The sequence below is a fragment of the Dyadobacter chenhuakuii genome (genome assembly GCF_023821985.2).
Classification (GTDB): domain Bacteria; phylum Bacteroidota; class Bacteroidia; order Cytophagales; family Spirosomataceae; genus Dyadobacter; species Dyadobacter chenhuakuii.
Genome location: NZ_CP099631.1, coordinates 82,152 through 94,622, shown reverse-complemented (window position 1 = coordinate 94,622; position 12,471 = coordinate 82,152). Strand labels below are relative to the sequence as shown.

At 41.6% G+C, this 12,471-nt stretch carries 9 protein-coding genes and 1 pseudogene; 2 read left to right on the top strand and 8 right to left on the bottom strand.

The window, feature by feature from the left end:
- Positions 1 to 2,117: 2,117 nt before the first annotated feature.
- Positions 2,118 to 2,735 (bottom strand): recombinase family protein, encoded by a 618-nt coding sequence (locus tag NFI80_RS25570; RefSeq protein ID WP_254414206.1) that lies wholly within the window; start codon positions 2,733 to 2,735, stop codon positions 2,118 to 2,120.
- Positions 2,736 to 2,920: 185 nt separating this feature from the next.
- On the opposite strand from NFI80_RS25570, the pseudogene NFI80_RS25565 reads away from it, so the two are divergent.
- Together NFI80_RS25565 and NFI80_RS25560 are read left to right on the top strand one after the other, a co-directional pair.
- Positions 2,921 to 3,199: pseudogene (locus tag NFI80_RS25565) on the top strand (DUF5712 family protein); the annotation flags it as partial.
- Between the two features lie 62 nt (positions 3,200 to 3,261).
- On the top strand, positions 3,262 to 3,762 hold the full coding sequence (locus NFI80_RS25560; RefSeq protein ID WP_254414205.1) for a hypothetical protein: 501 nt from the start codon (positions 3,262 to 3,264) through the stop codon (positions 3,760 to 3,762).
- Between the two features lie 214 nt (positions 3,763 to 3,976).
- Here NFI80_RS25560 and NFI80_RS25555 read toward each other — a convergent pair whose 3' ends face one another.
- The 7 genes from NFI80_RS25555 to NFI80_RS25525 all read right to left on the bottom strand — a co-directional run bounded on the left by NFI80_RS25555 (position 3,977) and on the right by NFI80_RS25525 (position 12,383).
- Complete coding sequence (locus NFI80_RS25555; RefSeq protein WP_254414204.1) at positions 3,977 to 4,531, bottom strand: toxin-antitoxin system YwqK family antitoxin; 555 nt, start codon at positions 4,529 to 4,531, stop codon at positions 3,977 to 3,979.
- A gap of 1,250 nt (positions 4,532 to 5,781) precedes the next feature.
- Positions 5,782 to 6,402 carry a DUF429 domain-containing protein gene (locus NFI80_RS25550; protein WP_254414203.1) on the bottom strand — a complete coding sequence of 207 codons (621 nt, stop codon included), beginning with the start codon at positions 6,400 to 6,402 and terminating at the stop codon, positions 5,782 to 5,784.
- A gap of 63 nt (positions 6,403 to 6,465) precedes the next feature.
- Entirely contained in the window at positions 6,466 to 7,944 is a 1,479-nt protein-coding gene (locus tag NFI80_RS25545; protein ID WP_254414202.1) for a diadenylate cyclase, read from the bottom strand.
- Between the two features lie 93 nt (positions 7,945 to 8,037).
- The gene (locus tag NFI80_RS25540) at positions 8,038 to 9,078 is read right to left on the bottom strand and encodes a PDZ domain-containing protein (protein ID WP_254414201.1); all 1,041 of its coding nucleotides are present in this window, start codon (positions 9,076 to 9,078) and stop codon (positions 8,038 to 8,040) included.
- Between the two features lie 89 nt (positions 9,079 to 9,167).
- Complete coding sequence (locus tag NFI80_RS25535) at positions 9,168 to 9,530, bottom strand: YtxH domain-containing protein (protein WP_254414200.1); 363 nt, start codon at positions 9,528 to 9,530, stop codon at positions 9,168 to 9,170.
- 487 nt (positions 9,531 to 10,017) lie between these two features.
- Entirely contained in the window at positions 10,018 to 10,704 is a 687-nt protein-coding gene (locus NFI80_RS25530) for an alpha/beta fold hydrolase (protein WP_254414199.1), read from the bottom strand.
- A 329-nt stretch (positions 10,705 to 11,033) separates the two neighbouring features.
- On the bottom strand, positions 11,034 to 12,383 hold the full coding sequence (locus tag NFI80_RS25525; RefSeq protein ID WP_254414198.1) for a GAF domain-containing sensor histidine kinase: 1,350 nt from the start codon (positions 12,381 to 12,383) through the stop codon (positions 11,034 to 11,036).
- Positions 12,384 to 12,471: the final 88 nt, after the last annotated feature.

Here is a 12,471-nt window from a genome sequence, read left to right as displayed (position 1 = left end):
CAAATGCCTTATTCGGTGTAATTTCTAGTGCTGTTTTAAACACTGCTTTAACATGCAGAATATTAACTGTAACCTACTTTATATGAGCACATTAACGATTATTAAAAAAAATAATATTTTTTTTAATAGCACTGTAATCAGTGCCCAGAATAGCACTGGTTTTTTAAGTGGAGATTTTTTGTGACATTCTTACTTATCCTAAGAAGTGTCAAATGTTTGATTGGTAGATCTATATTGGAAATATTAGATCACTGAATAGAATCAGGATAAAATTCAATCTCTTTAATGCATAGAACCCTTACTTTCATTTTAGCACTGGATAAAGCACTGGTTTAAACACTATTTTCAGTGCTATTCTCAAACGATTGATTTAGCCTGACCTGAAATATGCGTTCAGGAAAGACTGTCAATAGCATAGATCGCTAAGCAAGATCATAAGCATTAATTAATTGCACTAAAAGAAATAAGTCAGCACCGCGAGGATAATATAACTGCAAAGATACAATATGGAAACAGTATACCTTTTAGCACCAAAAGCAGTGCCGAAAGTTATGCTGAAAGCATTATCAACTCTTTGAGTAACCAGTCTCAACTACGGGAGGAAGGATGACATACTGCCAACATGATCAGTATGTGTTAGAGCCTAATAGTTCTTAAAGCTTGTACTTTTCCAATGCGTAATTGAGCAATTGCATCCACGCCGAATGGAGAAGTCATCTGTACAAACACTAATCATATATTTAAATAAAGCTTTAGGCTACTGATAGGGGAGGGAAGGATCATTGCAGACAAATATTTAGAGCACGCAAGTACTGATACTACCATATCTTCTAACTGCCTGTAAAAGGGCTATTGATCATATCAATTGTTTAGCACTGATCTCGCTGCCTAAATAGGCACCGAAACTAGCACTGTAACTAATTTTACCTCATTTATAAATTTATCCCGTCAGGAAGGATTCTATGAAGATTATAATAAATGGATTTACCGCATGACGCTATTTTTGCCACTAAAAAATCACAACCAATTTCAATGGAAAATAATAGCTGCCGACAACGAGCAATTGCTGCTACTCCAAACGTACACTGCAGTAGTAGGTGTTAATGGATCTGTGCTGGCTCCTGATATACAAAAAGAATTGACAGACCACTGGTAAAAATCTTGATAGGGTAGGGGAGGAGTAATTGGCAAATACTATTGCATGTCTGTCGTGAGTATATAAGTTCCTCGTGCTACCAGATCTGCAAAATGCCAACACTGCTTCCTGTTTATCACATAAGGTCTCGCACTTATTCCAGTGTGGCTTTAAGCACATATTCTAACACTATAACTCGGTTTTAATGTACTTTAATAATGACACATTAACATGAGTAATACAATGATCCTAAGGAATAGCTGATAAGCATGACGCTATAGTTAGCACTACAAAATATCTCAATCCAAATGTATCAAGATAGAAAATAAGCACTGAAATAAGCACGGTTTTTAGTGCTATTACAGTAAAACAAAATTCGAAAGCACCAGTCTCAGGAAGATATGGCTTCGGAAACTAGCTTTTAGTGTAGAAAGGAGGCGAAATGACCGGATGAATTTCACGGAGCAATCCGAGAAAGCTTTTGACGGAACGTTAGGCAATAAACTGAGTTGCGATAAACCCTTTATTACATAATCTAACGCCAACCGGACAGCAGCGATCTGATGTGTTTGTAGCCGGGTAAAACCACCAGGCTAAGAGGCGTCCATTGGCACTAAAACCGATTATAGCTTCGAATTAAAATCTTGGAAAAAGATTTTAATTCAAGATTTACAACCCCCGTTCAAATACATCGGATGACATATCAACTACTAAATGCTTAGTTATACAGATAGGTGTTTTAATGATCGTGTCAAATTGCTATGCTGCTTATCTTGAACTGTGACTAAGTTAGTATAACATGTGAAATGAAGTGGGCATGCAACGAATCACTAAAAAAATACGGGGTTTAAACGAACTATAACCTATTTCTTAATTTACGGGAAATTGTGAGCTTCAGAATTATTTTGTCCGGGTATTTCAGAATTATATTGCACTAGGATAGCATCGGGTATAAGAAAATTCACCCAAATCCTGTGAAAAGTCAAGCTGCCTTTTGATATTTTTTTATACCATTCTTTTTGATCCAATTTGACAGAGTAGCCTCCGTCACCCGGTAACGGTCGGCAATGTACTTCTGACTCGAACCACTGAGCAGCAAAGCCTCGATCTCAGGCTTGAACTGATCAAGTTTACTTTTACCTGGGCCCGACGGTCGGCCAAGTTTTATTCCCGACAGTTTCTTTGCTGCAAGAGACTCCTTTGTCCTTTTACTGATCAGGTCTCTTTCAATTTCGGAAGCCATCGCAAATACCATTGCCATCACTTTACTTTGGATCGAGTCGTCAAGTTGCCAGGCACCTTTTACAGTATAGATCCGGATACCTTTTTGCATGGCGATGGAAATGATCTCCATCACTTCAAGCATAGACCGGCCAAGTCTGGAAAACTCACTAAGTAAAATGACATCTCCTTTTTTTAACTCATCGAGGATTGGACCGATTTTGCGGTTACGCCAAGCAACTTTCCCGGAAACCTTTTCCTGGACAAACTCGACTTTTCCTAAATTTTTCTCATTAGCCAGATGCAGGATGTCAGCTTTATTCTTTTCAAGGTCTTGGTCAAGAGTCGAGACACGTAAATAGGCGATATTACGGGGCATTTTGAAGCGATTAGATGAAAACCTAATAATCAGATTTATTTTATAACAATTACAACGTAATATTAAACATTTTTGCTAGATTATCCTTACCATTTATATGAACGTTTATTTTATAATATTTTTCACTCTATGCGCCACCGAGGAAGCAATTTTAACTGTAAAAATTCGGGCAGTGTGACCGGCTATATTTTACGGAGCGCTGTGAGAAAGCTTTTGACCGAACGTTTGGTTATGAACGTGAGCTAAGTGAAACATTCCAATACCGGAAGGTGATGCTCAACGGGACTGCCGTGCAGCGGGCCGATATGATTTTGGCTGAGCGAAATCACCAGGCCAAACAGGCCAAAGAGCAAAGCTTAGCTTTGGAGCAGAACAAAGGGGAAAAGAAGGAGCTGGCGCAGCAGCCTGAAATCAAACCCCGACAGGAACAGCAGAAAAAGCGGGGTTTTGGCTTTGGTATGTAAAAGTCGGTTTTCGAACGGGGTGTGTAAATCAGTTAGATAACTAATAAAATAATACAAGATCGATGAAAAACAAATGCTTATTTTCTATTCCTATTATCATGTTTATGACTTTTTTCTATAGTTGCTATGGACAAATTCAAAAAGATTCTCTCGAACAAAGCCAAAAGGATTCTCTCGAACAAAAAATGTTTCAAGATGTCCAAAAATCGTACTTAGAAGCTAACATTCCCGATCAGCTTCAATTTGATAGCTTATTAAAGCGAGACCTTGAAAAATACTTTTCTACAAAATCTAAGCAAGTAGTGGTAAAGTGGGAGTTTTTACGGGAAGGGCCAACTCAAAGCGGTGTTGCATATCCTAAATATTATTTGTGGACAAAAATCTATACTGACGATAAAATGTTGAAAGAGGGCGCAGTTCGTGTCGCTGCAATTGAGAAGGCAAGATTTGATATAACAGATTTTGTAAGCATTAAAGAAATCAACAATCATCGGAAGGATATCTATATGATTTTTCCTGGGGCTGTTTGTGAAAAAATTAATCTATTAATCCAGAATAGGTAGCATTTTTTCGAGTGATCTTCAAAAAATGAAACTTATCTACCCTTAGTTACGGAGAAATAACCATAACAAAACCCAGAAAGACGCCGGTGTGTTTTCATAACAGATTTTATGTTAAACAACAAAACACAGAACAAGGGGTCGGTAGTAGTTTTGGGAAAGTTCTTAGTTTTGTACAAGGAGAACGCACTTTGCCCATTGCGTTTCGGAAAAGTAACTACTCAATCCACTTTGGGGGTGTTGGCATCTTAATAATTTCCTGCACTTTAATTGGTTCGCCATCTTTATATTCTACTTTTCGGGCCAGCTGTCCAAACCAATAAAATTCCCATTTACCATCCATTTTGCCCTTTTTAAATGGCCCTTTACTATATATATCCCCATCTGCCCAATTCACGGAATAACCGTCCAGCTGTCCCTGATTATAATGTTCTATTCTAGAAATCGAGCCATCTTCAGCATAACTTACGTGAATACCATGCATTTTATCGTTTAAGTAATTTGTTTCATGTAACAATCGCCCACCAACCGATTCTGTTAGCCATAGACCATTTTTTCTAGAATCAATCATCATTCCGGATTGACCTATTAGGCTATCAACGTTAGCATACGCGGCTTTGTAATGAGGATTAAGGATTATCCCTAACTTGGTGGTTAAGCTGTCAACATTAACATACACGACTGTATGATTAGACTTTTTTCCGCATGAACAAAATAAGAAACTGCCAAATATTACCGTGATGCCTAAAACCGTGAAAATATTTTTTAGCATATGGATTTGTCGAGTGGATGTAGGTAAAAGTAGCTCTAAGACAAATGAACAATTGATAAAGCAATATATAAGAAAATTTGATATTACTTATCAAATCTCCAAAATCTGACTCGTTAGGAGTGCAAGCATGAAAAAACGACTGGTGTCACAATGGAGGGTTTGATGAGAATGCGATTTTGCATAGTTTGCCAAAAACTATCAGATAGGCAATAAGTAAAATGACTCCAAAAGCTCTGTTTGACCAAAGGCTTCAAGAAATAATAGGCGACGTTAAAAATCAATTATTGTTCCCACTCGATGATACCACTTATAGAAGCTATCAGCAGCTTTTATATATGCTATCATCACTTAATTTCAGTAATAAGTCTCACTTCAAAGGAGAGATTTCTCATTTTATCATAGACAGTTATACTGGTGACACTAACTTAGGCGAACGATTGATTGAATTTGGTCACACTCTTTAATCGTTTCCCAAAACTCCCTTCTAAAAGACTAGTTGATACGTCAACTACTATGAACTTAGTTATAGTAATTGGTTTTATTTCATCATTCCATATTTCTATGTCGCATTTCTGCGCCTTCGACTGAATTAGTGAGACAAGAAGATGCTCTTCGGCTATACCTGGGCTTCGACAGCCGCGAGAAGCTATCATTATCATTTTTGTAACCGCTAGGAGCAGTCTAAATATTCGGTGGTTAAAATGAAATCTAAGCTATCTCCTTTTTTATTGAATATCTGAATCGAATTGGCCAAAATGGTACAGTTAATCTAAATAAAAGCACCTTAAATCAAACTTTGTCAGTCTATACGGATTAAAACACATAGTATCTTAAATCAGTTTTTCAAAATGCTTGGAGTGGCAATCTGGATTCAGCGGTGCAAAGCGATGTAAAAGACAGTCGATTATTGAATCAGATTTAACATATCAACATGGGGAAATGCTTCCTTCGGTTGAATTCTAGGGTTTAGCTCTTGATTCATGTAATTTTATCTTTTCCAACATCGGTGTGTCCATAACCAGCCATAGGGCTCTTCGTTGATATTTTCCGTGAGCACCCATAGCGAATACCATCAGAATCATCAAAATAGGAGCCATCGTCTTACGAAATAGAAGATGAGTTGTTCATAAACTCTTGATCCTTAAAGCCTAAGAGTATGGTTGCCAGGCATCGGAATGTGTATTACACAAGGAAGGCTAAAAATTGCATGGCCATATAGTGCCACACTTATTCAGAATTATCTAACTAATCTAACGTTTTGGAACAATCAGGAACCCTTCCGATTCATTGCCAAAAGCCTCATAGTTGCCTGACAAATAAAAACACCCGACAATGGCCGCAGTAATCGCATCAAGCTCATCGTGGGAGATTGGCTTTTCAATAAACGAGCCGGTAATCCCAAATCCTTCCAGTCCCTTTGCCAGATCTGAAATGCCTTTCTGTTTCCGTGGGATTCCCAGGATATCCTGAGCGCCACCTGGATACCCTTCAATGACTTCAAAACCCCGCATTCTAAATTCAACCGCCAAACGTATACCGCGTTCAGTAAGTCTTTGCATGCTTGGTAGCAGGCATGGATAGGACCGGATACCCACTTTAAGCAGCGCACGCTCGCATTCCCGGGTAATCCCAAATTGCTGCCGGCCAGGGTCTGTATCAAATACACTTAATCTTCCCACCGGTAGCGATAGCGGTGCGTCAAGGACAATAACCGCTGGGTTTTGAGCAATGGTAGTATCTATTAATTCCTGATCCGTGCGGATACGGCGCGTCGACGCTACATTATTATTTAAAACAGCCCAGCCGCTATGTTTTTTCTCAGAACTGGTGAGGTCTATTCCAACTGATATGACATTGCCGATCTTGTCCACCTAAATTTTTTTTCTGTTAAATGCTTCCATCTGCCATACTATCTTTCTGGATGGATTTTTGATTTACCCGTTGGGAATCAAGTTAATCATCCCGTCTTCTGAGATAATGATAATCAATATCAAATGCTTTGGGTGATTGGTACCAAAATAACGGATAGCTGAATTATACCGTGCACCCCGTGAGGCATCCCCCTGTTTGTCTGAGACAATGCCGTCCAGGATTACACCGATTGCATGACATACACAATCCTGGTCGAGCAGCACCGCACCATCAATGGAGGTGATTTGGCTAACGAGCTCCTCGGTGAGTACCAGAGGCTCTACTTTAAAACACTGACCAGCCAACCTCCTAGCTTCTGATTTGGCACGATCGGAAATAACGAGCATCGTACCCGCTTTTTGCTGGGTCGCACTCAGCGTAATATCCCAGAGTCGGTCGGTTTGCGAAGCGTTCAGGCCCTTGAACACCTGATTGACCAGCCCCGTAAAATAGTTGCGGTCAATGCCTTCCACCCGCATTTTCGGCAGGCCATGACAAACCGATAGCAACGGGTTGCCATCATGGAGCAACTCCCATTTGTAATGGCCCTTAAAGTTGATGCAATACAGTGATTTTTGCTTTGGATTGTAATCGCCACGTATCATGCCTAATCCCGTAATGTATTCACCATCACATAGCACGCAGCTGTCTGGATCAGAGAGCTCTAAAAATTTACGGACTTTTCGGGAATCCTTTAACGGGATCGGTTTTGACAGGCGTAGTTTATGGACAATATTTGAATGTCCTTGTTTAGCCAGCAAGATTTTACCCATCGCATCGCTTCCCTCATACCGAAGCAGGGAAACGTTGTCAAACACATCGAACAAGCTAACCTGATCCGAGCCGGGTTCAATGTTTTCCTGGATACTTGTCATGAAATTGCGACCTGCGCTTTTGAGCAGTTCCTCCGAAGACCGGTCCATAAACCGCTTTTTGAACTGGCTATCTTTCAAAGCACCCCACGATTCCGATAAAAATACGTTTATGGCGCTTTCAAGAAAAGAGCGGGTCGATTGGTTCTGCTCGGCATTTTCTGACTTTTGAAGTGTAAAATACCGGGCAATTACGTCTTTTGGCAAGCTCAGTACAATGAATACCAGGTAAGACCCTATTTCACAAGGCACCGAAAGGTGCAGCTGCTTATGTTCGAAAGCCGGGGAAACCATTAGCAGGTTTTCGGCAGCCAGCTTGTAAGCTTGAAAACGCGCCCGCTCAATCTGGCTTCCCGTAATCCTTTTTTGCGAGCTTTTCACTTTACTGACCTTTTCATCAGTGCCAGGTTGCCGGGCAAGTTCATGAATCTTGATAAAGTCATCTGCCCCAAGATCTGAGCCGGATGGCTCCAAAAAAAACGAGGTTTCATTTATGGGTTTTGCCAGCTCGAAGCCCAGCAGCAAAACCTGAGGCACCAGGCTAGGATCGATGATGGAGAAAAATTCTCTCGCCACCATTTCTATCGACTTCTGAGATGATTTCTGCTGGCGCCATAGGAGATTGGACATAGGCGAAAGTGATATGAATTCTTAAAAGGTCTGACATTAAAACAGGGCACACAATTGGTGCCCTGTTCCCTGTTTAGCCAAATCGGTTTTAACTTACCCAAGGCTGCTTATCGGCTGATCAAAGCGGTTTTCATTGTTCTGCGACTCTGTTCCCATTTTTGCTCCGAAACCAGCAGCTGCAACGCCAATCAGCAAACCGAGAAAGCCAAATATAGCTGCCTTCGAAGCTGCCGAAGCGGCGTCATCCGCCATTTGCCTTGCTTTGATTTCTGCCTCTTTTTTGGTCTGTTCTAATTTGACCTGTGCTTGTTTATACGTATTGATCCAGTTGTCCACGATCTGCTTTGATTCTTGCTCAGACTTTCCTGTCCGTTTCATCACCACATTCACCGCATCCTGCCGATCCACTTGTGATACTGTTGCCTGACCTTCTTTGAAAAGGTTTTTGAACATACTACCTGCGATATCATCTGCATTTCCTGGATCCGAAGCGGAATTTTCCGCTGCATTGCCTGCATTGTCGGCAGCACGGTCTGCTTTCTGTTCTAATCTGTTTGGATTTAATAACGGATCACCGGTTTGACGCAGAAGCTTATTCGCCTCGCTTTTCAGGTCAGATAAATCCAGGTTTTCCATGTCAACACCATTGGCTTTCAATTGGCCCTGGACTGCATCGCCAATGCCCGGCGCAGCTGCTGCAATGCCTTTACCGGCTGTTTTCACCAATCCGCCAACCAGTCGGCCTGTTCCGCCTATGATGCTGCCGATCGTTGTCGTCAGAAAGTAAATGGTCAGCAGTGTTACCAGGCACCACGTAAGCACGCCATGCAGGATGCCATCGAACAAGCGCGGAGCGCTGGCCAGACGACCGGCAACCCAGCTTCCGACAAAAAGGGAAATCAGGCTCGACAGGATATACCAGATCGCACTGCCAATGCCAAGGCCTGCCGCTGGATTTTTTTCTTCGACGGCATCAATCGTACCCAGACCGATCCCGAAACCCAGGAGCGAAAGCAGCATTTGAGCTACAATGGCTACAAGTACACCTGCAAAAATGGCACTCCATGAAATTCTTTTTAAGTTAATAAAGTTGCCAGCTGACGCGGGCTGCGCGTAAAGATTACTACGTTCCATAAATTAGTGGTTATTAGTTGTAAAGATGAAATGGTTGAAGAAGCCGGAGCCAGCAATGCTTGGCAACCGGCCTTCGGGGTGTGGACTTATTAATATTTTTTCTGGAAACGGTCAGCGACTGTTTCTACACCATCCTCGATTTCGTTTTCTGCCTTATTGGCAAGGTCCTTCAATTTGGATCCGGTCTCATCGGCTGCTGAACTGATGGCATCTTTTGCATCGCCTGCTGCCTTACCCGCCTTATCTTTCGCCTGCTCCCAGGAGCTGCCTAGCGTGTCGGCCTGTGAGTCGGCAAGATCCTTAATTTTTCCACGCAAAGCTTTGCCCGATTTAGGAGCAAGCAGGATCCCAACGCAGGCACCTATGGCCGCTCCAAGTAGCAGGCCTGTAATCAATCCTTCAGTGTGCTCGTTTCTGGAAGTGAAGTTAAAATCTTCGAACTGAGATTTCATAGTTTGACTTATTTTAGTTTGATACTATTCTTCCACGTAGAAAAAGCATGCCATATCCGTAAATTTAATACTCCCGAAAGTTGTGTAACTCATTGACAATGATGTAACTACCAGATACTAAAATATGAAATTCTTGCGATTATAATGTGAATTAAAGGACGTTATCAAAATAATGATGCTGGTAAAGCAACGATGTCATTGACAGAAATTTTTATTAAAAAAATTTAAAAACTCCACGGATCTCGCAGTTTTAAGTTTTAGATTTTGTGGAAAAAAGTAGGCAGGGCTTAAGCCTAATTTTTAGCACGTTGCAGGGTTCTATTGGATCTTGAAAAAAGGACAATCAGAAGCTAAAATGATCGAACAGGGTAGGAACTGTCGATTTACGCTGGGTGAAATGCGCGTTACTAATTAGAAACAGCTAGCTGCTGAGCTGTGGATAGTTAGCTTCGGGTATGGAACAGAAGAATAATGAGCCCGTAAATGGTTACTTACCGCAAAATTCCCAAATTGCTTTTAGAAAAGCATGATTATTTTCATAATACAGTAAATGCCCCCCTTTAATGGAAACGGTTTTCTGAGATGGGAACTGGAAGGACTTGTAATGATTTACACCCACTGCGTGGTCTTGCTCACCCGCTATAATTAATGTTGGCAAAACGATTTCACTGCTCATTTTCGAATAGTCCTGATAGTACTCGAGATATTTTTCCGGTTTGGTGACCACATCAGTTCCAAAATCTATAATTCGCGGATATAAAGAATCTATCTTGTCCATTAGCGCGATGGTTTTGATGTCATCTGTCAAGAATCTGTATCCCATCCTTTTTTTTCTCAGTGCAGCACTTACCTTGAAAAATTGTGGTAAGAGGCTATCCTTTGGAATCACTTTATGGCCGCCCGGAACCTGCAACAGACTATCTGCATATGCAATCTGTTGCTGTAAGGTGGCAGTATTTAAGAAATGCAGTGTGGCGTTCGCCAATATAAGGCCTCTTACATACTGGGGATATTTTTTGGCGTAATTGATAGCTATGATACCTCCAAAAGAGTGGGCGAGAAGGTACATTTTTTTCAGGTTGAGATTTTGCCTTAACTCTTCGATATCTTCAACCATTCTGTCTAGATGATAATTATCGGATTTACCCGAAGCGCCGGATCCTCTCTGATCCATATATATATCATCTTTAATTTTTCAAAAGTTGCATAGCCTTGCCCGGGGCCTCCCGGGACATACATACAAGGGATACCATTGCCGGAAATTTTATAAGCAAGTTTAACCGTATCAGATGTTAAAAAGTATGATTTTGCCTGATTTTGGTGATCACTGGCTGTATGCTTTATGGGGCGGGGCTAACCGAAAAAAAGGAATGGCGTGAAAAGCAAGATTATAAAATGTCTCATCTTTTGCAGTTCTTAGTTTAGCAATTTTATGAAGAGGTTTTTCATAGGCCTAATTCACACAAGAGCATTTCCTCTTTTGGACTAAGCAAAAATACCTGATCAGACTGGCAGATAAACACAAAAAGCAGCACCGCTCCCGGGTTGACCTTGTGCGGAGATTGCCCCGCCGTGAACGGTAACCACTTTCTGGCATATGGATAGGCCAATGCCTGTGCCTGCAAATTCGCTGGTACTGTGAAGCCTTGCAAAAAGCTCAAACATTTTTTCTGAATGCTGCTGCTCAAAGCCAATCCCATTGTCAGCAACTTCGAATACGTGATATTCTTCGCAGATTTTAAGGGGATGTATTCCGGGCGGCAAATCTGCCTGTAAGAGTTTCTTATACCGGATACTGATCTGCATCTGCTCTCCGGCACGCCTAAATTTGAGCGAATTGCCAATCAAATTCTGAAATAACTGACATAACTGTGTCGGGTTCCCTTCAAGCTCAGGCAGTGGGCCGTATGTTATAAGCGCTCCTGCATCGGAGATGGCGAGCTCCAAATTTTGCAAAACCGTTTGCAGTACCCAATCCATGGAAACTATGATATTTTCCTGTCGGTTTTCGGGCAGTTTCGAAAGAACCAACAGGTTATTTATTAGCTGTGACATGCGGCCTGCGGCAGATTTTATTTTATATAAATAATCTGATGCATCTCCAAACTGATCCTGGTAGCGTTTGATGATCAGCTCACTGAATGCCTGGATTTTCCTTAACGGCTCCTGCAAATCATGAGATGCAATAAAAGCAAACTGCTGCAAGTTTGTATTTGATCTTTTTAAGTCCTCATTCTTTTTTAAGACACTCCGGTTGAGATCTGAGAGAGCCTGGTTCTGATGGGAGAGTTGCCTGGTGCGGTGTGTAAGTAGACGCTCAGCCCTTGCTTCAAGCTCCTGTTCACTAGAATTTAACGCCGACACGGGCCGTCTGAGCTCAAAGAGCCGCGCAACCTGCCTGGCCAGGACTTGCAATGCGAAGAGCTGCTGGGAGGTGAGCTGCCTGGGCATATGGTCAATGACGCAGAGCGAACCCAAAGCATAACCGTCCCGATCGATCAATGGGACACCGGTGTAAAAAACGATATAAGGGTCCCCACTTACGAGTGGATTATCTGTAAACCTTTCATCCTTTCTTGCATCAGCTACAACCATGGGCTGGTTGGGATTCTCAATCGCGTGTGCACAGAAAGAAAATTCCCGGGGAGTTTGGGTGATATCAAGCCCATGACTTGCTTTAAACCACTGGCGGGTCTGGTCGACAAGAGATATAAGCGAGATTGGCGTATTACAAATCTGAGATGCCAATTTGGTTAGCTCATCATAATCTTGATCCGGCAATGAATCCAGGATGCTATAGCTGCGCAATGCCGAAATTCTTAGCGATTCATGTGTAGTTACTAACTTATTCATAAAGTGCTTGTGGCCATTAAGCGATTTATGGATTTGAAAATGAGAAACAACAAATACCAAATCCATAAATATCAAGCCAGCGCAGTAA